Origin of the sequence: Vibrio sp. B172a, from assembly GCF_030248355.1 — a bacterium.
Lineage (GTDB): Bacteria > Pseudomonadota > Gammaproteobacteria > Enterobacterales > Vibrionaceae > Vibrio > Vibrio owensii.
The window spans coordinates 33665-59736 of sequence record NZ_JAHGAC010000001.1; the positions used below are offsets into that span (position 1 = coordinate 33665).

The window sequence follows — 26072 nt, forward strand, 5'->3', positions numbered from 1 at the left end:
GCTTTCCTCGCTATATAAAAGTGTTTGCAAAGCTCTTACGTTTGGCCTCTCCAAACAAATCAATCCCTGTCGGATATTCATAAAAAATAAAACGGGGCGAACCGAAGTTGCCCCGTTGATTACCACTCTTCAGACCGCATTCCGAAAAAGTGACTAACGAATTCTCATCGTTAGTTCTACTGCACGAAGTTGCGCCAATGCCTTGTTCAACTCCATGTGTGCCTGTGCAAAGCTGATGTCGTCCACATGCGCGCGAATGTTTTCTTCCGCCGCTCTGCGAGCTTCTTCTGCCCTTGCTTTGTCGATGTCTTTACCATGAAGCGCAGTATCCGCTAGCACAGTAACCACATCAGGTTGGACTTCGACCAAACCACCAGAGACATACAGAATCTCTTCAGGCTTCGACAAGTCACCGGTAATACGAGCAACACCCGGCTTGATTTTACTGATCAGCGGTGAGTGACCAGGACGAATACCTAACTCACCATCCGCACCGGCTACCGCGATAGCGTGTGCCGGACCTGAGTAAAGTGTGCCCTCTGCACTTACCACATTCAGCTGAAACGTATTTTGTGAAACCGCTATGGCCATATTGCCTCCCGCGCTTTACAGTTTTTTCGCTTTTTCAAGCACTTCGTCGATGTTGCCGCAGTACATAAATGCCTGCTCTGGGATGTCATCGTACTGACCATCAAGCAGCGCTTTAAAGCCTGCAATGGTGTCTTTCAGTGGAACGAATACACCCGGTTGACCCGTAAACACTTCAGCTACGTGGTAAGGCTGAGTTAGGAAACGTTCAACTTTACGAGCACGAGATACCAAGCGCTTATCTTCTTCAGAAAGTTCATCCATACCTAGGATGGCAATGATGTCTTTTAGCTCTTTGTAACGTTGCAGCGTTTGCTGAACTTTACGCGCTACATCGTAGTGCTCTTGACCAACCACTTGAGGATCAAGCTGACGTGATGTTGAATCCAATGGGTCAATCGCTGGGTACAGACCCAAAGCAGCGATGTTACGAGACAGAACGACAGTCGCATCCAAGTGCGCAAACGTAGTTGCTGGCGATGGGTCGGTCAAGTCATCCGCTGGTACGTAAACCGCTTGGATAGACGTGATAGAACCATTCTTAGTCGACGTGATACGCTCTTGAAGCACACCCATCTCTTCTGCCAGTGTTGGTTGGTAACCTACCGCAGATGGCATACGACCAAGCAACGCCGATACCTCAGTACCTGCCAATGTGTAACGGTAAATGTTATCCACGAACAACAGTACATCACGACCCTCATCACGGAAACGTTCTGCGATGGTCAAACCTGTTAGCGCAACACGTAGACGGTTACCCGGTGGCTCGTTCATCTGACCGTAAACCATGGCTACTTTGTCGAGAACGCCCGCTTCCTTCATTTCGTAGTAGAAGTCGTTACCCTCACGAGTACGTTCACCTACACCGGTAAATACCGACAAACCTGAGTGAGCTTTAGCAATGTTATTGATAAGCTCCATCATGTTTACCGTCTTACCTACACCCGCACCACCGAACAGACCGATCTTACCGCCCTTCGCGAACGGACAAATCAAGTCGATAACTTTAACGCCCGTTTCCAGTAGCGCAGTGCTGTTAGATTGCTCTTCGTAGCTTGGTGCATCACGGTGGATCTCGTAAGACACTTGCTCACCGATTGGACCACATTCATCGATTGGATGACCCAACACGTTCATGATACGACCTAGGGTTTCTTCACCCACAGGTACCGTGATTGGGTTGCCCGTAGATTCCACTTCTAGGCCACGTTTAAGGCCATCCGAAGAACCCATTGCGATACAGCGAACCACACCGCCGCCCAACTGTTGCTGAACTTCCAGCATCAGTGAGCCATCGCTGCCATCGTTGATTTTCAGTGCATCGTAAACTTTCGGGCCTTTGCCTTGTTCGAACTCGACGTCGACCACCGCACCGATGACTTTGACGATTTTGCCAATACTCATAATTTAAACCTCAAATTCTCTCTCTAAACCGCTTGTGCGCCGGATACAATTTCACTCAACTCTTGAGTAATCGCCGCTTGACGCGCTTTGTTGTAAACCAGTTGTAGGTCTTCAATCAGTTGCGCTGCGTTATCAGTCGCGGCAGACATTGCCATCATCCGCGCGGCTTGTTCACAAGCGATACTCTCAACCACACCCTGATAAACCAGTGATTCCACATAGCGTTGAATCAGGTGGTTGAGAATGTCTTGAGGAGACTGCTCGTAGAGGTAATCCCAACGAGCCTCTTTATCACGTGAAATGTCTTCTTTCGGGAACGGCAGCATTTGCAATACCGTTGGTTTTTGCACCATGGTGTTTACAAACTGGTTGTAAACAAGGAACAAGCGGTCGATTTTGCCTTCGGAGTAGTGCTCCATCATGGCGTTAACCGCACCCAGCATATCTTCCAGTTTTGGTGCATCACCAAGGCCAGAAGTCTGTGCCATTACTTTCCCGAGGGACTGGAAAAAGCTGATTGCTTTCGAACCAATGAGCGTCGTATCTACTTCAACGCCCTTCTCTTGCCAGTCCTGCATTTCTGCCAATACTTTTTTGAACAAGTTACTGTTCAGGCCACCACACAAACCTCGATCGGATGAGATGATGATGTAAGCCACTCGCTTCACTTCACGTTCTTGAAGGAAAGGATGGCTGTACTCCAGCGTACCGGACGAGACGTGACCGATAACCTTACGCATGTTCTCTGCGTAAGGACGGGACGCCTGCATGTTCTCCTGCACTTTGCGCATCTTGCTGGCGGCGACCATTTGCATCGCACTCGTAATCTTTTGCGTGCTACTCACGCTAGCAATTTTGGTGCGAATCTCTTTGGTATTTGCCATAACGGACTCCTGTTAGTGGTCCTACGATTGCAGCGCAGTGAACTCTTTCAGCAAGCTGTGTAGCTCACTCTCGATCTCGTCGTTGTAATCACCGGATTGGTTGATCTTGTCCAGTAGCGGCTGCGCGTTTGTACGACCAAATGCCATCAACTCTTCTTCAAAACGAGAGATTTGGTTTAATGCCACATCAGTGAGGTAACCTTTCTCTGCTGCAAAGATCGCCAGTGCTTGCTCAGCAACCGTCATTGGTGCGTACTGTTTCTGCTTCATGAGTTCCGTTACTTTCTCACCGTGATCAAGCTGACGACGTGTCGCTTCATCTAGGTCAGAAGAGAACTGAGCAAATGCGGCCAATTCACGGTATTGCGCCAACGCAGTACGAATACCACCAGACAGTTTCTTGATCACTTTGGTTTGCGCTGCACCACCTACACGAGATACCGAGATACCTGGGTCAACCGCTGGACGTAAGCCTGAGTTGAATAGCTGAGTTTGTAGGAAGATTTGACCATCGGTAATCGAGATTACGTTGGTTGGTACGAACGCCGATACGTCACCCGCTTGGGTTTCGATGATTGGCAGTGCGGTTAGAGAACCTGTTTTGCCTTTTACTTCACCGTTAGTGAATCGCTCAACGTATTCTTCGTTAACACGAGCTGCACGTTCTAGAAGACGTGAGTGGAGGTAGAAAACATCACCCGGGAAGGCTTCACGACCTGGTGGGCGTTTTAGAAGTAGTGAGATTTGACGGTAAGCCACCGCTTGTTTTGATAGATCATCATAGACAATCAGCGCATCTTCACCACGGTCACGGAAGTATTCGCCCATGGTACAACCTGCGTATGGCGCTAGGTATTGCAGCGCTGCCGCTTCTGATGCCGACGCAACCACAACGATGGTGTTTTCTAGTGCGCCGTGCTCTTCTAGCTTGCGAACCACGTTGGCAATGGTCGATGCTTTTTGACCAATTGCGACGTAAATACATTTAACGCCCAGTTCTTTTTGGTTGATGATGGCATCAATCGCCATCGCGGTTTTACCTGTCTGACGGTCACCGATGATCAACTCACGTTGACCACGACCGATTGGCACCATGGAGTCTACCGCTTTGTAACCGGTTTGGATTGGCTGGTCGACAGACTTACGGTCGATAACACCAGGGGCAATCACCTCAACTGGGTCCATACGGTCGAATGACACTGCGCCTTTACCATCGATTGGTTGACCTAGCGTGTTCACTACACGACCTAGCAAACCGTTACCGACTGGCACTTCAAGAATACGACCTGTGCCTTTTACCTTCATCCCTTCTGATAAGTCCGCATATGGACCCATCACAACGGCACCAACGGAATGACGCTCTAAGTTCAGTGCCAACGCAAAGCGGTTATCTGGCAGTTCTAGCATCTCGCCTTGCATAACATCTGCAAGACCGTGAATTGTGATGATGCCGTCACTCACAGAGACGATAGTACCTTCATTTCTCGCTTCACTTTCGAGGTTGAAGTTAACAATTCGCTCTCTGATTAATTCACTGATTTCATTTGAATTTAATTGCATTTCTATACCCCGTTACACATGTAGGTTGGTCGCCAATCGGCTTAGGTTGGTGAGGACACTGCCGTCATACACGGTCTGCCCTGCTGTGATCACCACACCACCTACAAGGGATGGATCCAGTTGTGTTTCTAGTGTGATGGCTTTACCGTATTTTTCGGTTAACGCTTGTTTAAGCCTTGCCATCTGTTCCTCATCCAGAGGTTCTGAAACACGCACTGTTACTGTCATGGTTCGTTCGTAATCCGCTTTCATCTCTTGGAACTGAACGTTTACTTCACTGAGCGCTTTTAGACGCTTGTTCTCTTCCATAATGCGAAGAAAATTCTCGAAGTTTTGATTCAACCATTCACCACCAGCATGAAGAATCAGATCCAACAATGGTTGTTCAGAACCGTCTTCATCAAGGTCATTCAAGACCAGAAGCGTGTTAGGTTGTTCCAAGACCACTTGGGTAATCGCAAACATTTGTTGCCAATCGTCCAAGCATTCTGCGTCGCGTGCGTAATCAAACGCCGCTTTTGCGTAGGGTTGAGCTACCACTGTCAATTCGGACATGTGCCCTCCTACATTTCGTTGATGAAGCGGTTCACCAAGTCGCGGTTAGCCGAGCTATCCAGATTGCGATTAATCAGCTTGCTGGCACTTTCAATCACCAGATCCGCCATTTCATCTTTCAGCTCTTGGCGAACTTTGCTGCGTTCGCTTTCCACTTCTGCTTTGCCTTCTGCGACAATGCGCGCTTTCTCTTGATTTGCCAGATCAACCGCTTCCGCAACCATCTGTTCTTGACGTTGCTTACCTTGGTTGATGATGGCTTGAGCTTTTGAGCGAGCTTCTGTCAGTAGCGCTTCACCATTCGCTTTTGCCAGTTCTAACTCTTGTGCTGCTTTTTCTGTTTGCTCAAGACCTTGGGCAATTTCAGCACGACGCTCATCAAGCAGTTTTACAAGTGGTGGCCAGACATATTTCATGCACAGCCAAACGAAAATCACGAAGGAGATCGCCTGACCAAACATTGAGGCATTTAAGTTCATAGCACCCTCTCTTCTATAACGTTATGAAAATTATTAATTCGAATTACGCTACAGCGAAGATGATGTACAAGCCGATACCAACACCGATCATTGGCACCGCGTCCACAAGACCCATCATGATGAAGAACTGAGTACGAAGCATTGGGGTCAAATCAGGTTGACGAGCCACACCTTCAAGGTATTTACCTGCAAGGTTACCGATACCTGCTGCGGCACCCGCTGCACCAAGACCGATCAGTAGTGCACCCGCCACGTAAAGAACTGCGCTAACGATATCCATAACAACTCCTAGAATTGAATTTTTTAATTAAGAAACAAGATTTTTGAAATTAATGCTCTTCAACAGCCATGCCGAGATAAACCACGGTCAGTACCATAAAAATAAATGCTTGAAGAACAACAATAAGAATGTGGAACAGTGCCCAAGGAACACTTAGTGCCCATTGCATCCACCACGGCATTAATGCAATTAGAATGAAGATCATTTCACCTGCATACATATTGCCAAACAATCGAAGACCTAAAGATATTGGTTTAGAAATTAACGTTACCAATTCAAGAACTAAGTTCACTGGATATAACAGCGGATGTGAAAATGGTTGAGTAGTTAACTCTTTAATAAAACCTTTCACGCCTTTGTTTTTAAACGTATAACCTAACACCAAAATAAATACGCCTAATGCCATCGACATCGTAATATTGACGTCGGCAGATGGTAAGTCACGGAAGTGTTCAACGCCTACAGCACGAGTAAGTGCAGGAATTAAATCAATCGGTAACAAATCCACGGCATTCATTAATAACACCCAAACAAATATTGTCAGTGCTAAAGGACCAATTAACTTGTCCTTGGCTTGAAATATTTCTTTTACGATGTCATCGACGAACTCAAATATTATCTCGATCAAACACTGGAATCGTCCTGGTACTCCTTTCGTTCCTTTCGTCACCGCATAACGGAATGAAAGGATGAAAACGAGCCCCGTCAGCCAGACCATGATCATGGAATCAAGGTTAATTCCAAACCAACCGTCGCCGGCGGTGAGAAAGGTCAGGTGGTGCTCAATATATTCATGAGCGGACTGGACAGTCTCCATTTATGCCTTCCTTTCGAAGCGGTCTCTGAACAGCGGCGTTAAGAAGTGACCAAACATCGTCACACAAAAGCCTATCAGGACCACGATGTTGCGAAGAGCCATAAATCGAAACGTCAAAACAAACATCACAATGGTGTAAATGACTTTGATATTTCGACTCAGATGCATGAGGTCACGCAAACTCTCTTCTGGTTTCACCCTAGATTTAATGGACGCGAATACCATGCCGAACAGAGATGGAAGAATCGCGATAAGCACCCCAGTAATCGCTGACTCAGCACTGAGAGAGCCGCTTCGCATGTACTCATACGCGATGAATACCAGACCCAAAGTTGCTTGAGCAATCAGAATCCTCTTGCCTGCCACCAATATTGGATCGTCGTGAATATTAGCTTCCATAAATCACCCTTTAAAATAATTTCGAATTAAACTTCTGATAATTAAACTTCACAAAATAAAGCTGCCTAGTGACGACGGATTATATTAAGATAAATTTAATACACAGAATTAAATTTAATCTGATAATTATTATTCACATATTTAAAAATCAAAACGGAATCACTCCGTATTTCCGCTTCCCCAGAAATATACACCGATAATTTTAATAATCTAAATCGAAAAACTTGCAAATTATCATTCCATTTTTGAAGTGTTATTTTATTTGAACAAACCAAAAATGAAATATACATTGATTAAGCCGTCTTTATCAGGGTTAAGACGAAAAGCTTGTCACATGGAAGTGACACTCCATCAGAAAGGAATTAAAATGATTTTAGGTTATATATTTTCAAATATAGCAGTTGTAAATATATAACCAATTAATAAACCTGTTTAATATCGCAATGAAATATCTTTTAAATAGAACCTTAAAAGATAAGAATTAAATATATTTAAAATATATTATTTCTTTACGTCAGTTGTAGCACGTCAAAATAGACATCCCATTTACTTATTGCGATTAAAAAGAATAAAAAAAGGACGCTGAATCAGCGTCCTTTTTCGTTTTTATTTCTTTTTACTTGTCTGCTTATCGAGTTGCGGCAAAGCCTTTGGTATCGCCCACTTGAGGCGTTTTGGCTTCAGCGCTTGTATCCCTTTCCAAAGCGCATTCATCAAGCTTGCATCCTCCTGCCCCTCTTGTAGGCGCTGTGAACGCTTCTGCCAAACGTCAGTGTCACTGGCTTTACTCATTTCAAGACCACCTGTGTTGCTTCTCAGCTGCTTATACAAGCTTGCTCGAGCAGCGCCCCATCGATTCGCTTTCACCATTCGTCTGAATACCAACCATGGCGGCGTAGGACGAGAACGATAATAACGGTGAATGCTCAAGGCGGCGATAACGAGAACAAATAGCGTCACTGCGCTGCCAATCAACCAGCCAGAATAAGCTCTAACAAAGGATTTAAATGTATGCTTGGCTTTGAAGGTCTTACCCTCAATCACCACCGTTTCCAGCGCTTTACTCTTGCTATTCCACCATTGGAACTTGTGTTCAGGCAAGGTGAACTCACCGCCCTGTTGGATCACATACACGCTTTCTTCTATTCGACTCGAATGGTAATCGCCACGCGTTTGCTTATCGTCTAAGCGGTTTGGTTGAGGATACGCTTGATAACTGGCAGTAGAATCATTGGATAACAAGTCTGGAAGCAATACTGACAAACTGTCTTGTGCATTGATCGTTATGGTGCGAGTGATTGCATCACCGACTTTCAGCTCATCGTTAGACGTTGTCCATTTCTGATCCACACTCACCTTAGTCGCGGTAAACCATGCAGATTCATCACTGAGCAACCCAGAAGGCATAGACGCTTCGAACTTAATTGGCTGCGTATAAAGCGTACCAGCCACTTTCGAACCATCAGGCGCAGAGACTTGCACACCAACGGCGACAGGTGGAATCACAAACTGCCCTGAGGCTTGTGGATACAAAGTTATTTCCCAGCGCTGACGAGACCACGTTTGCCCCCCTTTACGTTCGGTATAGTTGGTTGCCAATTGGTTACGCTGCTTTGCAATCACGTTGGGGATTTCTACGCTGCCAATGCGTGTACCACCGGTGAACCAACGAGGCGTTGCAACTTCGATGTACAAGATCACCTGCTCATTCACACTGAACTTAGGGGCTTCCTTCGTATCGGCCCCTGCTCCCTGCTTGCCAACCCACGCTAATAACTCTACGTCATTGCTGCGCTGCAAGTCTTGAATATCTTGTGCGTTCGCCAAGCCAGTAAAAAACAAAGTAAACATCATCAAGATGGTACTTAAACGCCCAACCACGGAGTCAGCGCCAAGTTTGATTGCATTCATCATTGTGCTTGCTCCTCTTCTTGTTGTGGTTGCGGTTGTGGCTGCGGTTCTGTTTTCACGGGCTCACGCAGTTGAATTTGGAATTTAGCGCGCAAGAAGTACTTAGGATCGGCCTCTACGCGTTTTAACCACTTATCCGCCAATTCTTGGCTGCCAAGGATTTCGTTCGCATTGAGTTTCTCTTTCAGCATTAATTCAGCCGCGGTTTTTTCGTCCGCCCCATCTGCCGTTTGCGGGTTGTCACCCAGTTCAAACGACTCTTCGGGTCCGTCTGTTGTCCCTGCTTGGCTTTCACTGGTGCGATTAATTTCTTCGACAATGCCACCAATGACTTTTAGGTTGTGCTCAACATCTGGTCGCAATTGCTCACTCAAGGTGTCTTTGTCTACCAGTGTTTGCAACAAATTACGCGCGGCCAAGTACTCACGTTGACGTGCCAACGCACTCGCAGCGTTGTACAAGCCATAGTCTTTTACCGCATCTGACGGTTCGTTTTGCATCTCCAAGAAAGCGGTATGAGCCAGTTTGTATTCGCCTGCGTAGTAATAAGCCGTCCCTTTACGCAACGGATCCGTAAAGTGCTTTGCTGCCTCAAGGTATTCGTTTTTGTTGAACAAACGTTGCCCTTGTTGATTTGGGGTGAGCCATAAATCCCACCACCATTGAGACGCTTTATCCCAGACGGTTACCTCTTGCACCACTTCAGGCTTATCCGCTTTGAGCGAGACTGTTTCCGCCATTGCTTTTGGCGTCATAAATAGGGACGTTGATACCATCGCCACCACACACCATTGCACTAGCCAGCCTTTGCGGAACCAAAGCATCATAATGAGAGCAATTGGGAACAACAGTTGATAGCCCATGTCTTTCCAAGGCATGGATGATTCGCCATTGAGTTGCATGTTTCGCTCAACAAAACGATTCAGCTTCTCAATGTCGCTGTTATCTACCGTCACTTCAACAAGGCGTCCACCTGTCGCGCTGGCAAGATTATTTAACGAGTCCAAATCGACCGGGTTGTTAGAAACAATGTCCGAGTTACCCGCTGCCAAGATAAGCAATTGATAAGGCTTGTCTGCAAAGTAGTTTTTGTAAGCGGTAATGGTTGCAGGGTTCACGCCATCTGTAACCAACAGAACCGTAGAACCCGGTTGGCCTTGTAATTGTTGGTCAATCAAAGGTAACGCCGTTTCAGCAAGTTTACCTTCCACTGGCATGATTTCTGGCGTTATCGCCGCTAGAAACGGTTCGAATACTTTGCTGTCCTGCGTTACAGGCATCGCGACATGAGCAGAACCCGCATAGACAACCAACCCAGTACTGCCACCTTTTCGAGCTGCCAATAGGTCACGGATCTTTTGCTTTGAGCGTTCCAAACGGCTTGGCGGAAGATCTTTTTGCAACATTGAATCGTTGTTATCTAACACCACCAGCATGGAGGCTTTGTCTTCGCCAAACGGTGAAGCTTGGCGCTCCCAAGAAGGTCCGGCACAGATGATGATGGCAATCGCTACTATCACCATAAGTAGCTTGAGCGGCAGTTGTTTTCGCCAACCATAGTCGCCAATCGTTAAGGCTTTACGTAAATGTTCAGGAAGAATGTCTTTCCAGCTTGGTTTGGATTCTTCTCGCCATCTTAACCAAAGCAAAAGAAACATCGGGATGAACGCCAATAGCCACATTGGACGAATGAAATGGAACTGTGTGACAAACTGTTCTAGCCCCATGCTAGAGAAAGGAGAATCAAACATGGTGCTCTCCTTTTACGTTGTCTGATTGTGCAGAAGCTTCACTGTTCACTGATAGTCGACGACGCTTAAATGTCGCCAACGAGAACGCGGTTAAATACATCGCAACCACCAAAGCCATTAAGTAATGATGCAAACTTTGCTTAGGACGGTAAGTTGTACTTTCATAAAGCTGTGGCTCTAACTTACCAATCTCATCATAGGCTTTAGCAAGTTCGTCACGGTTGAGTGCTTCAAAAGCCTCACCACCGGACTCTTTGGCAATACGTTTGATCGTATTCATATCTAGTGCAGTTTCACCCACGGTTTGTGGGTCACCCATTGCAATCACGTGGATACGTACATCTTTGGCTTTCGCGACTTTCGCCGCATCAATCGGCTCAACGAAGCTTCCCGTGTCATTACCATCCGTTAGAACAATGGCGACTTTCTCTTTACTCTCTTCTACGTCGGTACGCGACTTTTCGCTTTGCTCAAACACCTTAATCGCCAAGCCAATTGCATCACCTAAGTGAGTGCTTTGCCCAGCCATCGCCACATCCGTTTGGTTAAGCAGCTCTAACCATACTTTTTGGTCTGGTGTGAATGGGGTTTGCACAAATGCCGCATCGCCAAACAAGATCAGACCTAAGCGGTCGCCTTTGCGCGTTTTGGCAAAGTCACTCAAAACTTCTTTAGCTGCATCAAGACGAGAGATCTTTTCACCGGTTTTGGATGTGAAGTCTTGCTCTGCCATTGAGCCAGACAAATCGACGACGACCATAACATCTCGGCCTAAGCTTTCACGCACCTGTGGCTCGCCAAGCACTGTTGGCTTTGCCATTGCGGTCACGACCAAAAGCCAAGAGATGATGAGCGTTGCGCGCTGCCACCAGCTAGGAGTGAGTTGGCTTGCGCCTTCTGACGGCGTTTCACCAATGGCGTCCACAAGCTGACTAAAGAACGGCACTTTGATGGCCATTTGTTTGGTGCGGTAAGCTGGGACGAGGAAATACACCACTAAAGGCAGCGGCAGGATGATGAACCAAAGCGGATGCTCAAATTCAAAACTGCTCATGCCAAGCCATGAAGCAAGAAGATCACCCATGGCGACCTCCTTTTAATGCACGCGCTTTGTAGGCAAGCGTGCGCTTTTCAATGTTGTGAGCGTTCTCATCGTGCTCTTTCACCCACTCAGTTGCGCGTTCAAGAAGTTGTAAACGCTCTGTTTTTTCCAGTTCAACACATGGGTCAACGATACTTTGCAGCCATCGCTTAGAGACTTCGTCATCAAACACTTTATGCTCTGGATTAAGCTCATCTAACTTGCGCAGGAACGCAGTATCAAATAAGCGAGCATGAGAGCTATCAAGGTGAATCAAGACGATTTTCAGAATCGAGAACAGCGCTTTCGGCATGCTGGCGTCATCTGGTGTTAAACGAGAAATCGCTTCAATAGCTTCTTTACGGTAACGGTTATCCCACCAATGGTGTGCCAGTCGGTAGCCGACATACATGAGTACAATCGCACCGACAATTGCAAGGATCTTCCAACCTATGGTTTGCGGCACCCAGCTTACGCTTTCTGGCACCGCGACGTCATGCAGCTCACGCAGAATATACGTGCTTGGAGGCGTGTGTAAGTCTGTCATTTATCGGCCTCCAACGAGTTTTTGGAATTGAGTAATGTGATCACCTGTTGTATCGATTTCGATATGAGGCAGCTTTTTGATTGCCATGAGTTGTGCCAGTGATTGACGTTGTAACTGGGCTTTCTCAACCAAACTGGCGCTGGCGGCATCGACTTTGGCTTTACTGTCTAGGTTGAGCTGGTAACGACCATCACCAATCACCCATTTCACTTTTGCCAAATCTTGAGGAAGCGACTGCTCTAAAGGATCGCTTACCATCACCGCGAGAACATCGTTGTGCTGTTGAAGCTGCTTAAGGTGATCAAGATGGTGCTCTTCGCAATCTCGCCAATCACTGATGAAAATCAGCGTGGATTGCTTTAGCTTCATCCGTTTGATGAGCTCAATCCATTTACTGAACGTCACTTTGTCTGAATCTAACGAGTCCACATTTAAGCGCTGGTTGGCCTGAGAGAGTCGTTTCAATTGAGCGAGCAAATCGTTTTGGGAACGCTGAGCTTTACTGTGATGTAGAGCAGAATCAGAGGCGATAACAAACCCGACTCGGTCACCGTCTTTCAATACTCGCCAACCACACATAGCCGCCACTTCAGCAGCAACCACAGATTTCATGACCTCGGTAGAGGCGAAAAACATCGCACTGCGCTGATCTACACAAACAATCACATTACGATCTTTTTCTTCGGTGTAACTGCGCACATGAGGCTTGCCTGTACGCATGGTGACTTTCCAATCGAGGTTTCGGATGTCGTCCCCTAGTTGGTAGTGACGCAGTTCTTCAAAGTTCAAACCACGTCCGCGGAACAATGAGTTATGACGACCAGAAAGCACACTGCCCGCTTTTAAGTGAGGCAGTAAGCTGAAGGATTCGGCTTGCGCTTGTAAACGCACCAATCGTGAGTAATCGCAATACAAGCGAGGGTCGAGCCCTTGGGATTGAGGAGCAAGCGTTGGCTTTGCCATAGTCCCTCCCGCTTATCCGATTTCTACACAATCAAGCAACTCTTGCACTACACGTTGATGATCAACACCATCGGCAAGTGCATCGTAAGAGAGTGAGAAGCGATGTCCCAGTACCGAAGGCACCATTGCACGCACATCATCAGGCGTTACATGGTCACGCCCTTGTAGCCACGCATAAGCGCGCGCACATTTGTCTAACGCAATTGAAGCGCGAGGACTTGAGCCGATTTCAATCCATTTTTGTAGCTGGGAATCGGCGTAACGCTCTGGTTTACGTGTCGCCATGACTAGCGCCACAATGTAGTTCTCGACTAAATCGGAAACAGTAATGTTTGGTAATTGGCGTCGCGCTTCAATAACGAGCTCTGGTTCAATGTGTTGTGGCGTCACTAATTCGCTACTGATTTCTGAACCCAACTCTTCGCTGCGCACCAAGCGAATAATGTCACGCTCTGCTTCATCTTCTGGGTAGTCGACGGTCACTTTCATAATGAAGCGGTCCATCTGCGCTTCTGGCAATGGGTAAGTACCCTCTTGTTCAACTGGGTTTTGCGTTGCAAGCACCATAAACAACTCAGGCAAGACGTGCGTCTTATCACCCACCGTAATCGTACCTTCTGCCATCGCTTCTAGCAGTGCAGCTTGTACTTTTGCTGGCGCACGGTTCACTTCATCCGCCAACACAATGCTGTTGAAGATTGGCCCCGGTTGGAAGTGCAACTGAGGCTTACCATCCAACTCTTGGTACACTTCGGTACCTGTTACGTCAGAAGGTAATAAGTCGGGAGTAAACTGAATACGACCAAAGCTGGTGTTAAGTAGGTTCGCAAGCGACTTCACCGAGCGCGTTTTTGCCGTTCCCGGTAAGCCCTCTAAAAGTACGTGACCATTGGTCAGTAACCCTATCACCAAAGCCTGAACCACATGGCTTTGTCCAATGACGCTTTTTTCAGTTTGTTCGATTAATTCATTAATGGCTTGTTGTGCGTGGTTCATAGTCTACCTATTGAGTTTACGGGAGCCTGAGCGTTAAAAGTTGAGTATAAGACTGAAAGTAATAACTAAAGGTTATATTCGCTATATTCACCTGAGTTGTAAGACTTTATTAACCTTGATATGCCAACCAGAATTGGCAGCGAATGGTCAAAGAACATTTTTATTCCCGGACACAAGTAGTTTAGACCAGCCTCACCATTCGGCGCGGTAAGTAGCCGATTTTTTGGGCATTCTCCCCAGCAATACTGCAAATAAGGGCAATCAAGGCAGTATTGCGGCAAAGAGGACTTTTTCGCCATGCCAAAGCTGTATTGGCGAGTCGAGATAGCAATTTCATTCAGAGATCGGTCATGAATGTTAGCCAGTTGGTATTCCGGATAAACGTAGTGATCACAGCTAAATACATCCCCATTGTGTTCAATCGCTAGACCTTTGCCGCAGAACTCTGCGCTAACACACAACTGCGAAGGCATCCCCATCACTTGCGCGACAGCGGTTTCGAAAAGGTTGACCAAGACTCTGCCAAGATCGTTGTTCACCCATTCTTCAAATACAGCAATCAGAAACTCGCCCCACTCTTCTGCATCGACCGACCAATCCGTAACGACCGACATCAAATGCCCCGGTCTTGCTAATTCGCTGCCAAGTTTTGGCGACATGTTTTCTTTCCAGAAATGAGGAGCAGTTTGAGTGAAAGAGCGAGGTTCAACACAAGGTGTGAATTGGATATAAGTGACACCGAGTTCTTGAGTGAGAAAGCGATACACTTCGAGCGGATATTTGGCGTTAAAGCGGTTTACTGTCACCAACGCATTGAATGACACATTATGACGCTTCATCAGATCAACGGCTTGCATGACGCGTTGAAAGGTCGGCTTTCCACTTCGGGTTTTGCGGTATTTATCGTGGATAAATTCAGGGCCATCTATCGATAGACCAACCAGAAAACCATGGTCATGCAGAAACTGACACCAAGCCTCGTTTAATAACAGGCCATTGGTTTGAAGGTCGTTTTCGATGCGAACGCCCGGCTTTGCGTATTTGTTCTGCAGTTCGACGATCTTCTTGAAGTAATCCAAACCCAACAGTGTTGGCTCACCACCCTGCCAAGAAAACACAATCTCGTCACCGTCTTGGCTTTCGATATAGCTCTTTATGAATGCCTCAAGTGTTGCATCATCCATTTTTGGCTGAGTACCTTGATTGAGTAATTCATCTTTATGCAGATAAAAACAGTACTGACAATCGATATTGCATTTCGCCCCGCCCGGTTTCGCCATCACGTGAAAACGTCGTTCAACTTTTTCACTGTTAGATGCAAACGCCGTTTTGAGGGGAGTTAATGCCATTTGAGTTGTATGAATGTGAGTTTGTTTTTTCATAAAGAACGATCTCGAAAGCAGAAGAAAGTCAGCGCCCAAGTTGGGCGCTGTATTTAAGGACAATAACTAGGGTCTATCGACCTATGGACAAAACGTTATTTCGGAACAAACGAGCCCGGAGCCATACGCGGCGGGTACTCTTTGAAGGTTTCCATGACCTCTTTTACTTTTTCAACCGCAGGCATCATCAAGAATGAACGTTCGTACATCCAACGGTCGTAACCCATACCAGTATCGCCACGCTCAAATGGGTCGATACTCAAATCATAGATTTGTGGTACACGGAGTTTGGTAAATGGTTTCTTCCAGATATCCAAACCGGTTTCGTTTTCTTGGATCATGAAATGGTATTTGTACTTACCGTAACGCAGAGCCAGTAAATCGCCGTCATCACTCCAGTAAACGAACTCGTTACGCGCAGACTTGTCCGTTTTACCCGTTAGGTATGGCAGTTGGTTGTAACCGTCTAAGTGAACGTTGTAGTTCATATCGCCCACTTTCTTGCCTTTCAACAGTTCTTCTTTGACGTTGCTGTTGCCCGCGGCAGCGACCAATGTTGGTAAGAAATCTTCCAAAGACACAATGCCGTTAAACGTCGTGCCCGCTTGGATATGACCTGGCCACTTAATTACTGCAGGAACGCGGAAGCCACCTTCCCAACCGGTGTTTTTCTCACTACGGAATGGCGTCATACCCGCGTCAGGCCACAAGTTGATCATTGGGCCGTTATCTGTGGTGTAAACAATGATGGTGTTGTCATCAACGCCAAGCTCTTTAATCTTATTGAGCAAGTGGCCAATTTGATCATCGTGTTGCTTCACGCCATCGGCGTAGAAACCTGCGCCTGTTTTACCTTTGTAGTCGTCTGGAACGTGCGTGAAGTTGTGCATGCGCGTGGTGTTAAACCACGTAAAGAATGGCTTGTCGGCTTTGACTTGTTTCTCGATAAACTTCTCAGCTTCATCTAGGAACTCGTCATCAACCGTTTCCATGCGTTTACGCGTTAATGGACCCGTGTCTTCAATCTTGCCATCCGCATAAGAATGGATCACACCACGAGGACCGAACTTCTTCTTAAATTCAGGATCTTGTGGGTAGTCTACGTTCTCCGGCTCTTCTTCCGCATTTAAGTGGTAAAGGTTGCCAAAGAACTCGTCGAAACCGTGGTTGGTCGGCAAGTGTTCATCGCGGTCACCAAGGTGGTTTTTACCAAATTGGCCCGTTGCGTAACCAAGGTCACGTAGCAGTGTCGCAATAGTTGGATCTTTCTCAGAAATCCCTTCTTTCGCTCCTGGCAAACCAACCTTAGACAAGCCGGTACGTTTTGGCATTTGTCCCGTGATGAACGCAGAGCGACCTGCGGTTGAGCTTTGCTGAGCGTAGAAGTTCGTAAACTTAGCACCGTCTCTTGCAATGCTATCAATATTTGGTGTGCTGTAAGCCAGCATGCCACCGTTGTATGCACTCAAGTTCCAGTAACCGACATCGTCACCAAAGATAACGAGGATGTTAGGTTGTTCTGCCGAATAAGCGGTCGCTGATGCCGCTCCGATCGCAAGCGTACAAGCGTTTAATACCAGCTTCTTGCCGCGTTTTTTATCGTGGTTTGCCATAAAAGGGCTCCATAAATCTGTTGCTGCTAATCTTGATAGAAAATCAGATACCAAGATTTGATTAAGATAAAACTTGTTATTTGACGGATAAATAGAGTTCAGATACGTTGATATATAAATTTAGTTTATAGGTAACAAGATGGACTTAAACTTGATTCAAACTTTTTTGGTGGTGGCTGAGTATCAGTCCTACACCAAAGCGGCCGACCATTTAGGCCTTACGCAACCTGCGGTGAGCGCTTCGATTAAACGGCTCGAACAAGTGGTCGGAAAACAGCTTTTCGTCAAACAAGGACGAGGAATTGCACCTACTTCAACCGCGTATCAACTCATGCCGCAGTTTCGTCAGGCAGTGAGCATCGTAGACAACGCCATTTCAGAAAGAACCACTTTTCAAGTCTGCTGCTCCGAAACCTTACTCCACAGTTTAAATCCGATTGAAAACGTGGTTTTCCACGAGTCTCCACCGGAAAAATACTTGTTGTTTGAACAAATTCGTCAGCAAAAAATGGACTTGGTGATTGATACCATCATCACCAAAGACTCCTCTTTCGTGATTGAAAACGCCTACCATGAACCTGCAATGATCATCTGTCGGCAAAGTCACCCAAGAATCCAAGGAACGTTGAGTCGAGAAGATTTTTATCGCGAAAATCACTGTATGTTTTCAGGTAAATGGAATAACACTTCTGGCTTCGAACAGCTGGCAAAAGAGCCGATTCAGGAGCGAAATGTAGAGATCGTAACGTCATCGTTAGCAGGTATGGCAATGTACGTAGCACAGCGAGATTGCTTAGGTGTCGTCTCTCGTTCGTTTGCGATGAAATGGAGTAAGGCACTCAAGTTACAGGTCCTTGAGTGCCCGATAGAAATCGACCATATTCCTTATAAATTTGTGTATCACAAGCGCGATGAGCACAATCCTGCTCATCAGCGCTTAAGGGAACAGGTCAAGCAACAACTTGAGTTTGCCCATGCTGCTCCTATTGATTTATAGAAGCTCTTAAACGCTGAATCACATCAGCTGGCGCAAACTCTCCTAGTTGCTTCAAACACTGCTCAAAAGCAAATGCAACAGAGCCGTCTTTGTAGTTTCTAGCCAGCACCTCACATTCCGCAAACAAGTGCTGTGGGTTGCCTCCCACTTTGTAAGCGGTGTTCAACGCTTTACTGGCCGCAAGCACGTCTGATTTCTCCAGAGCGAGCCCATAAACATACCAATACTGTGGGTTTCGCTCTGCGGTTTCCGCCGCTTGTTTTAAGTATTGGTTGGCCTTCACACTGTCACCCACTCGCAACCAAGCTAAACCCGCACTGTATGGCAAAGCACTCGATTTCGGCTGAGCTTCAATCCCTGCCATCAAGGTTTCTAATGCTTTTTTGTCGTTGCCCTGTGCACGATACAAATCGGCTAAGTTTGCATAGCTGTTCTCGAAATAAGGTTCAATTTCAATCGCCTTTTGGTAAGACGCAATGGCTTTGTCTGTGTCACCAAGGTCTCGATAGACATTCGCTAGGTTCGTTCGCCCAAAGCCTCGGTCAGCATTAAAGCGTTGGATTGCCATGTAGTCTTCCAATGGCTGTTTGATCTTGTCACGCTGCAGAGGATTCATTTCCGGATAATGGCGAACCAGTGCACCTGCGGCTTCTGCACGCACGGATAAGACTGGGTCGCTCAATAATGGTTCGAGGATTTGCCAACGGTCACTGAACTCATAACCAGAAGAACCAGCAACAGCCCCTAGACGAATCATGTCACTTTCATGCTTCACCGCACGAGCCAGAGATACTAGGGTGTTTTGTCCGGTATTGCCGCCCATGCGCTCTAACGCAGAGGCACGAATAATGTCACTCAACGATGAGTCTTGAGCGGAATACGCTAACGCATCAGGCGCACCACGATGACCAATAGAGTCGGCGTAGAATGCCACCGCAAAGTGTTGTTGGTTACGGTATTTCGAATTCGGGAACCATTCGCCTATTTTCTGATCCGCCCACTGGTTGGTTTCGTCTTCATGGCATGATGTACAGACGTTTGGCGTATTGATGTGTTGGCTTAGATCCGGACGTGGCACATGCCAGCTGTGGTCACGACGCGGGTCAACTTGCATATAGGTCGTTTCCGGCATGTGACAAGTGGTGCATTGGGATGCCTCGGTATTTGCCTCGTGGAACGTGTGATTCTCCGGCATGTAATCAGATGCAATATGGCACTGAGCACAAACCGCTTCTTCAGGGATTTTTAGCTCTGCGGTATGAGGATCATGACAGTTGGTACAGGTTACCCCTTTCTCTGCCATGGCTGACTGTAAAAATGAGCCATAAACGTAATCTTCATCGTAGATTTGACCATCGTGATAATAGAGCTCTGGTGTAATTAAGCTGAGGCGATATTTATCTAGGAACGAGCCTTTAACGTGGTCTGCACTTTCATTTAACTGTGTACGACGACTATGGCACTGCGCACAGGTTTGAACTTGATGAGTCATCGCGATTTCTTTTGGCTGGAGCGTACTGTGCCCTTCTTCGTAGACCCACTCTTTTACTGCCATACCTAAATCTCGGTCAAAACCATAATGGTTCGCTGAGGCGATGGTATTACCAGATTTTTCCGCTTGTTTGGCAAGCTCTACGTGCTCACTGGCAGGGCCATGACATGCTTCGCAACCGACATTGATTTCTGACCAGGTCGTCGAATACGTATTGGCTGTTGCATCGTAGTTTTTTTCTAGATTGGTTGAATGGCAATCGGCGCACATGAAGTTCCAATTCTGACCCGTGTTCGTCCAGTAGAACTCATTTTTTGGGGTGGTATCGGGATAAAGATGAAACCAGCGCTGTCCGCCTTCTTGCTTGGTTCTCGAATCCCAAGCGAAAGGAATTAACTGCACACGTCCGTCTTCGAACTCCACCATGTATTGTTGGAGCGGCTCCCACGCAAAGGTGTAGCTGATTTTGTAATCATGCCACTCACCATCAGAACCTTGGATATTGACCCAATACTCTTCCCCTTTTCGATAAAAGCGATTTGGCTTCCCTTCAAATGTGAATGTGTGGTCATCAAAGTCACCGAGTACAGATTCCGCATCGGCATGACGCATCGCCATATCGTGATGAGAACCTTGCCACGCTTCGGTTTCTTTCTTGTGGCAATCAATACACGCTTCACTACCAACATAGGTAAGCTGCGAGGAATCGATTGATTTAGGTGTGTCCGTCCCTACTTGCTGCTCAACAAGAGGTTCTTGTGAAGAAAGCGTTTCTTGTGCAAACAGAGAAAAACTGACGAGCGCTGCTAGGCCGATCAGAGCCTGCTTCCAACATGCCCACTGAGTCATAACTGTCCTTGTGTGTGATTCTTTTTATTCTAAAAACAAATATAGTTGAGATTTTGAGCAAAATGACTGAAATGTAAGAAAAACTTCCAGCCGACATCACAAAGAGGCTCATTGAGCCCCTTCGTTTTGTTAACTAATAAATCTATTGATGGTGATTCTCTTGAAGCTTTTCCATTACTTGATCAAGAGAGAAGCTAGCTGCCTTCTGTCTTGGAGGGAATTCTTCAAACGTCGCCAAGAATTTACCGACATAGGCTTGCGCAGGAACCAGCATATAGGCATGGTCAATCACCCAGTCATAGTATGTATTAGAAGTCACATCAGCCACTTCATATGGGTCCATACGTAGGTTAAAGATTTTAGGTACTCGCAGTGGCGTGAATGGTTCTGCCCAAAGACGAAGCGTGCCTTTTGCACGTTGCTCTAAGAACACGATTTTCCAATTGTGGTAACGAAGTGAACTCAAATCACCGTCATCAGTGAAGTAGAAGATCTCTTCACGAGGGCCTTGTTCTGTTTTACCGGTTAAGTACGGCAAGAAGTTGTAGCCATCAAGGTGAACTTTAAACGTCTTGTCCCCTGCAGTATGACCTTTCAACAGTTTTTGTTTGATTTGGTCATCACCCGCCGCAGCAAGTAGTGTTGGCATCCAGTCCATGTGGTGCATGATTTCATTAGAAACAGTGCCCGGTTCAATCTTACCCGGCCAACGAACCATTGCAGGAACACGGTATGCCCCTTCCCAGTTGGTGTTCTTCTCCCCACGGAAAGGCGTTGTGCCTGCATCAGGCCACGAGTTCATGTGTGGGCCATTATCGGTCGAGTAGAATACGATGGTGTTGTCTGTAATACCTAGATCATCCACTTTCTTCAACAGTTGACCTACGTGGTTGTCATGTTCAACCATCCCGTCTGCATAAAAGCTGATGCCAGTGCGGCCAAGGTTGTCCTCTTTGACGTGAGTACGAAAGTGCATGCGGGTTGCATTCCACCAAACGAAAAACGGTTTCTCAGCCTTTACTGCACGATCCATAAAATCAAGCGCCGCGTCTAACGTTTCTTCATCAACAGTTTCCATGCGCTTACGCGTTAATGGCCCCGTATCTTCAATCTTACCGTCAGCGAAAGACTTAATGACACCACGAGGGCCAAACTTCTTACGAAACTCCGGATCTTTCGGGTAATCCACATTCTCAGGTTCTTCCTCGGCATTCAGGTGGTAAAGGTTGCCAAAGAACTCATCAAACCCGTGGTTCGTAGGAAGGTGCTCGTCCTTATCTCCTAAGTGGTTTTTACCAAACTGACCTGTCATATATCCCATGGGCTTGAGCATTTCTGCAATCGTTGCGTCTTCAGCCTGTAGCCCTAAATCAGCCCCCGGAAGACCAACTTTACTCAAACCTGTTCTCAGAACCGATTGTCCAGTAATGAAGGTCGAGCGACCTGCGGTACAAGATTGCTCACCGTAGTAATCGGTAAACATCATGCCTTCGTTGGCAATGCGATCGATGTTAGGCGTTTTGTATCCCATTAATCCAAATGTATAAGCACTGATATTCGATTGGCCAATATCATCGCCCCAAATGACCAATATGTTCGGTTTCTCTGCGGCAAAACTACTACTCGTCGCCCCAATAAACGCTGTTGTAAGAATGGCTAATCGGCGTTTCAAACCGTATTTCGTTCTCATATAAACCTCTGTTTAGTAATGTAATGTGCCTCCTGCACAACAAATTTATATTTCACGAACCAATGAGACCAATAGGCATAATATAAATCTCACCCAAACTTAATGCCTAGCGAATTGGACATTTCGTCCAGTTATATAAGCAAAGTAACCAGACACCATTCTCTACCCTAAAACCGTATGACACTTGGTTTAACATGGGGTTAACGATGATGACAAAAGCTGAATCCAAGGCAAAAAAAAGAGGCTCCGAAGAGCCCCACGTTTACTTGCAATCAATTTATTTATTGTGACTTTCCTGCAACTTCTCCATCACCTGATCAAGTGAGAAACTTGCTGCTTTTTGTCGCGGTGGGAATTCTTCGAACGTTGCTAAGAATTTACCCACATAAGCCTGTGCTGGAACCAACATGTATGCGTGGTCAATCAACCAGTCGTAGTATGTATTCGACGTGATGTCCGCCACTTCGTATGGGTCCATGCGTAGGTTGAAGATCTTAGGCACACGTAATGGTGTAAACGGTTCAGCCCAGATACGTAGTGTTCCTTTTGCGCGCTGCTCTAGGAATACAATCTTCCAGTTGCGGAAGCGAAGTGAACTCAAATCACCATCATCAGTGAAGTAGAAGATCTCTTCACGTGGGCCTTTCTCTTCTTTACCAGTTAGGTAAGGCAAGAAGTTGTACCCATCAAGATGGTTCTTAAATGTCTTATCACCTGCCGTGTAGCCTTTTAGCAGCTTCTCTTTGATTTGATCATCACCAGCAGCGGCTAGGAGCGTTGGCATCCAGTCCATGTGGTGCATAATTTCGTTGGAAACGCTGCCCGCTTCAATCTTACCAGGCCAACGAACCATTGCAGGAACACGGAACGCACCTTCCCAGTTGGTGTTCTTCTCACCACGGAATGGCGTTGTACCCGCATCTGGCCAAGAGTTCATGTGCGGGCCGTTATCGGTTGAGTAGAATACGATGGTGTTGTCTTTGATGCCCAAGTCATCCACTTTTTTCAGTAGCTCGCCTACTTGGTTATCGTGTTCAACCATACCGTCGGCATAAAAACTGATGCCTGTTTTACCCAAGTTTTCTTCTTTCACGTGAGTACGGAAGTGCATGCGTGTTGCGTTCCACCAGACAAAGAAAGGCTTGTCTGCTTTTACTGCTCGATCCATAAAATCAAGTGCCGCATCTAGCGTTTCTTCATCTACCGTTTCCATACGCTTACGCGTTAGAGGACCGGTATCTTCGATTTTGCCGTCAGCAAAGGATTTAATAACACCGCGAGGACCGAATTTCTTACGGAATTCTGGATCTTTCGGGTAGTCCACATTCTCAGGTTCTTCCTCGGCGTTCAAATGGTAAAGGTTGCCAAAAAATTCGTCGAAGCCGTGATTGGTTGGAAGGTGTTCGTCTTTGTCGCCAAGGTGGTTTTTACCAAACTGACCTGTCATATAGCCCAGTGGTTTAAGCATTTCTGCAATCGTTGCATCTTCAGCCTGAAGACCTAAATCTGCACCCGGAAGGCCAACCTTACTTAAGCCAGTTCTCAATACCGTCTGTCCGGTAATGAAGGTAGAACGGCCTGCAGTACAAGATTGTTCACCATAGTAGTCAGTGAACATCATGCCTTCTTTTGCAATGCTATCGATGTTCGGTGTTTTGTATCCCATTAAGCCAAATGTGTACGCACTGATATTAGATTGACCGATATCATCGCCCCAAATGACCAGAATATTCGGTTTCTCTGCTGCGATACTGCTACTTGTCGCGCCGATAAAAGCGGCGGCAAGAATCGCTAATCGGCGTTTCACGCCATAATTCGCTGTCATATAAACCTCTGTATGTAATAGAAAAGTGCATCCTGCACACAAACGTATAGCTCACAAAACAGACTAATGCGAATCAAATAGCATAATTATACTTTGGTTAAAACTAAGGTCTTATATCCCTATTTAGAAAGCGGATTAACGTGACCTGAGTCTCGCTTCAGTTTTCCCCACAAATCCTAAGGTTGAAACAATCAACTGATAAAACAACAAGTTATTTCTCTACATAACTTATGGTTATAAACACTATAAAGCGACATTCTTCAATTGCATCATTAACTTAATAGCCAACGAAGCATGGGCGGTACCTAAGCTTCTTTTCCAACTTACAACCAATTTGGAGTTTTTATGGCTAACCAAATGAGCAAGCTGGCTGTCGGTCTCGGCGTACTGGCAACCTCAAGCGCAGCAGTGGCGGCAGACAAACCAAACATCCTAGCGATCTTTGGTGATGATGTTGGTTACTGGAACATCAGTGCATACAACCAAGGTATGATGGGTTACGAGACCCCGAATATCGACCGTATTGCAAACGAGGGTGCACTATTTACTGATCACTACGGTCAGCAATCTTGTACTGCAGGCCGTGCAGCATTTATCACAGGCCAAGAACCGTTCCGTACTGGCTTGCTTACAATCGGTATGCCAGGCTCTACTCACGGTATCCCTGATTGGGCACCGACCATTGCAGACCTGCTTAAAGGTCAAGGCTACATGACGGCTCAGTTTGGTAAGAACCACTTAGGTGACCAAGACCAACACTTGCCAACTAACCACGGTTTCGACGAGTTCTTCGGTAACCTTTATCACCTCAATGCTGAAGAAGAACCAGAAACTTACTACTACCCGAAAGATCCTGAGTTCCGTAAAAACTACGGCCCTCGTGGTGTAATCAAGTCTTTTGCTGACGGTAAGATTGAAGATACAGGCCCAATGACGCGTAAGCGTATGGAGCACGCGGATGAAGAATTCCTAGAAACGTCACTGGCGTTCATGGAAAAAGCCGTGAAAGCAGACAAGCCATTCTTCATCTGGCACAACACCACTCGTATGCACGTTTGGACTCGTCTACAAGAGAAATACCAAGGTAAATCAGGCGTAAGTATCTACGCTGACGGTATGCTTGAGCACGATGACCAAGTAGGTGTTCTACTAGACAAACTTGATGAGCTAGGCGTTGCTGATAATACCATCGTTATCTACTCAACCGATAACGGTGCAGAAACAGTAACATGGCCTGACGGCGGTGCAACACCATTCCACGGTGAGAAAGGTACCACTTGGGAAGGCGGTATGCGTGTACCTCAACTTGTTCGTTGGCCTGGCGTAATTGAACCAGGTACTAAGATCAACGAAATGATGGCGCACCAAGACTGGCTACCAACACTAATGGCAGCAGCTGGCGTTCCTGACGTGAAAGAGAAGCTAGCAAAAGGCTACAAAGCAAACGGTAAAGACTGGCGCGTACACATCGACGGTTACAACTTCATGCCTTACTTCCAAGGTAAAGAAGAGAAAGGCCCTCGTGAGTCACTACTTTACTTCACCGCAAACGGCGAGCTAAACGCAGTACGTTGGAATGACTGGAAACTGAACTTCGCGGTTCTTGAAGGTGATATCTCTAACGCGATTCGCTTCTCTCCAAACTGGCCACAAATCATCCACCTACGTGCTGACCCATTCGAGAAAGCACCGCACGAATCAGGTATGTACCTGCGCTGGATGGCTGACAACATGTGGTTGTTCGTACCTATCCAAGACGTTCTTGGTGAATTCTTCAAGACGCTGCCAGATTACCCAATGCAGCAAGGTCAGATGATGAACCCAGCGTCAATTAGCTACCAATCTCTTGGCCTGCAAGGCAAGATGAAGCAGCTAGAGCAACTTCAGCAAGAAGTTAAAAAAATGAACTAGTTTCTTTTGCAACTACCGAAAAAGCCCACCGACTCAGGTGGGCTTTCTTTTTGTCGCGGCCTTCCCCGCTCAAGCAAAACTTCTAAACAAGTCGCACT

22 protein-coding genes are annotated in these 26072 nt (G+C 46.5%); 2 read left to right on the forward strand and 20 right to left on the reverse strand.

What is annotated here, in order from left to right:
• Nucleotides 1–153 precede the first annotated feature (153 nt).
• From KIT90_RS00120 to KIT90_RS00200, 17 genes are all read right to left on the reverse strand, one after another.
• The gene (locus tag KIT90_RS00120) at nucleotides 154–591 is read right to left on the reverse strand and encodes a F0F1 ATP synthase subunit epsilon (RefSeq protein ID WP_005431788.1); all 438 of its coding nucleotides are present in this window, start codon (nucleotides 589–591) and stop codon (nucleotides 154–156) included.
• 15 nt (nucleotides 592–606) lie between these two features.
• Entirely contained in the window at nucleotides 607–1992 is a 1386-nt protein-coding gene (atpD, locus tag KIT90_RS00125) for a F0F1 ATP synthase subunit beta (protein WP_005431749.1), read from the reverse strand.
• 23 nt (nucleotides 1993–2015) lie between these two features.
• Entirely contained in the window at nucleotides 2016–2876 is an 861-nt protein-coding gene (gene atpG, locus KIT90_RS00130; protein ID WP_005431811.1) for a F0F1 ATP synthase subunit gamma, read from the reverse strand.
• Nucleotides 2877–2897: 21 nt separating this feature from the next.
• Nucleotides 2898–4436 carry a F0F1 ATP synthase subunit alpha gene (gene atpA, locus KIT90_RS00135; RefSeq protein ID WP_005437731.1) on the reverse strand — a complete coding sequence of 513 codons (1539 nt, stop codon included), beginning with the start codon at nucleotides 4434–4436 and terminating at the stop codon, nucleotides 2898–2900.
• A gap of 12 nt (nucleotides 4437–4448) precedes the next feature.
• On the reverse strand, nucleotides 4449–4991 hold the full coding sequence (locus KIT90_RS00140; RefSeq protein ID WP_005431763.1) for a F0F1 ATP synthase subunit delta: 543 nt from the start codon (nucleotides 4989–4991) through the stop codon (nucleotides 4449–4451).
• A gap of 8 nt (nucleotides 4992–4999) precedes the next feature.
• Nucleotides 5000–5470 carry a F0F1 ATP synthase subunit B gene (locus KIT90_RS00145; RefSeq protein ID WP_005431830.1) on the reverse strand — a complete coding sequence of 157 codons (471 nt, stop codon included), beginning with the start codon at nucleotides 5468–5470 and terminating at the stop codon, nucleotides 5000–5002.
• A 43-nt stretch (nucleotides 5471–5513) separates the two neighbouring features.
• Nucleotides 5514–5750 carry a F0F1 ATP synthase subunit C gene (gene atpE / locus KIT90_RS00150; RefSeq protein WP_004727739.1) on the reverse strand — a complete coding sequence of 79 codons (237 nt, stop codon included), beginning with the start codon at nucleotides 5748–5750 and terminating at the stop codon, nucleotides 5514–5516.
• A gap of 49 nt (nucleotides 5751–5799) precedes the next feature.
• On the reverse strand, nucleotides 5800–6567 hold the full coding sequence (gene atpB, locus KIT90_RS00155) for a F0F1 ATP synthase subunit A (protein WP_005533315.1): 768 nt from the start codon (nucleotides 6565–6567) through the stop codon (nucleotides 5800–5802).
• A complete protein-coding gene (locus KIT90_RS00160) occupies nucleotides 6568–6966 on the reverse strand; it encodes an ATP synthase subunit I (RefSeq protein WP_005431832.1) in 399 nt (132 codons plus the stop codon).
• Between the two features lie 606 nt (nucleotides 6967–7572).
• Complete coding sequence (locus KIT90_RS00165) at nucleotides 7573–8880, reverse strand: BatD family protein (protein WP_285374365.1); 1308 nt, start codon at nucleotides 8878–8880, stop codon at nucleotides 7573–7575.
• Nucleotides 8877–10628: a VWA domain-containing protein gene (locus tag KIT90_RS00170; RefSeq protein ID WP_285374366.1), complete on the reverse strand. Its 1752-nt coding sequence runs from the start codon at nucleotides 10626–10628 to the stop codon at nucleotides 8877–8879. The genes KIT90_RS00165 and KIT90_RS00170 overlap by 4 nt, the downstream gene beginning before the upstream one ends.
• Complete coding sequence (locus KIT90_RS00175; protein ID WP_039989357.1) at nucleotides 10621–11712, reverse strand: VWA domain-containing protein; 1092 nt, start codon at nucleotides 11710–11712, stop codon at nucleotides 10621–10623. Before KIT90_RS00175 ends, KIT90_RS00170 begins: the two co-directional genes overlap by 8 nt.
• Nucleotides 11705–12256, reverse strand: a complete 552-nt coding sequence (locus KIT90_RS00180; protein WP_285374367.1) for a DUF4381 domain-containing protein — start codon at nucleotides 12254–12256, stop codon at nucleotides 11705–11707. Before KIT90_RS00180 ends, KIT90_RS00175 begins: the two co-directional genes overlap by 8 nt.
• Nucleotides 12257–13219, reverse strand: coding sequence for a DUF58 domain-containing protein (locus KIT90_RS00185; protein ID WP_285374369.1), 963 nt, complete (start codon nucleotides 13217–13219; stop codon nucleotides 12257–12259).
• 12 nt (nucleotides 13220–13231) lie between these two features.
• Nucleotides 13232–14215: a MoxR family ATPase gene (locus KIT90_RS00190; protein WP_020196641.1), complete on the reverse strand. Its 984-nt coding sequence runs from the start codon at nucleotides 14213–14215 to the stop codon at nucleotides 13232–13234.
• A 65-nt stretch (nucleotides 14216–14280) separates the two neighbouring features.
• Complete coding sequence (locus tag KIT90_RS00195) at nucleotides 14281–15597, reverse strand: anaerobic sulfatase maturase (protein WP_285374371.1); 1317 nt, start codon at nucleotides 15595–15597, stop codon at nucleotides 14281–14283.
• A gap of 95 nt (nucleotides 15598–15692) precedes the next feature.
• On the reverse strand, nucleotides 15693–17210 hold the full coding sequence (locus KIT90_RS00200; protein WP_045414723.1) for an arylsulfatase: 1518 nt from the start codon (nucleotides 17208–17210) through the stop codon (nucleotides 15693–15695).
• A gap of 139 nt (nucleotides 17211–17349) precedes the next feature.
• On the opposite strand from KIT90_RS00200, the gene KIT90_RS00205 reads away from it, so the two are divergent.
• Nucleotides 17350–18207, forward strand: a complete 858-nt coding sequence (locus tag KIT90_RS00205; RefSeq protein ID WP_285374374.1) for a LysR family transcriptional regulator — start codon at nucleotides 17350–17352, stop codon at nucleotides 18205–18207.
• Here the strand turns inward: KIT90_RS00205 and KIT90_RS00210 are convergent.
• The 3 genes from KIT90_RS00210 to KIT90_RS00220 form a co-directional block, all read right to left on the reverse strand.
• On the reverse strand, nucleotides 18194–20548 hold the full coding sequence (locus KIT90_RS00210; protein WP_285374375.1) for a tetratricopeptide repeat protein: 2355 nt from the start codon (nucleotides 20546–20548) through the stop codon (nucleotides 18194–18196). The genes KIT90_RS00205 and KIT90_RS00210 overlap by 14 nt on opposite strands.
• Nucleotides 20549–20690: 142 nt before the next feature.
• Complete coding sequence (locus KIT90_RS00215; RefSeq protein WP_122070712.1) at nucleotides 20691–22238, reverse strand: arylsulfatase; 1548 nt, start codon at nucleotides 22236–22238, stop codon at nucleotides 20691–20693.
• Between the two features lie 277 nt (nucleotides 22239–22515).
• The gene (locus KIT90_RS00220; RefSeq protein WP_009704161.1) at nucleotides 22516–24063 is read right to left on the reverse strand and encodes an arylsulfatase; all 1548 of its coding nucleotides are present in this window, start codon (nucleotides 24061–24063) and stop codon (nucleotides 22516–22518) included.
• A 345-nt stretch (nucleotides 24064–24408) separates the two neighbouring features.
• On the opposite strand from KIT90_RS00220, the gene KIT90_RS00225 reads away from it, so the two are divergent.
• Nucleotides 24409–25974: an arylsulfatase gene (locus KIT90_RS00225; RefSeq protein WP_005437756.1), complete on the forward strand. Its 1566-nt coding sequence runs from the start codon at nucleotides 24409–24411 to the stop codon at nucleotides 25972–25974.
• The last annotated feature ends 98 nt before the right edge of the window (nucleotides 25975–26072 follow it).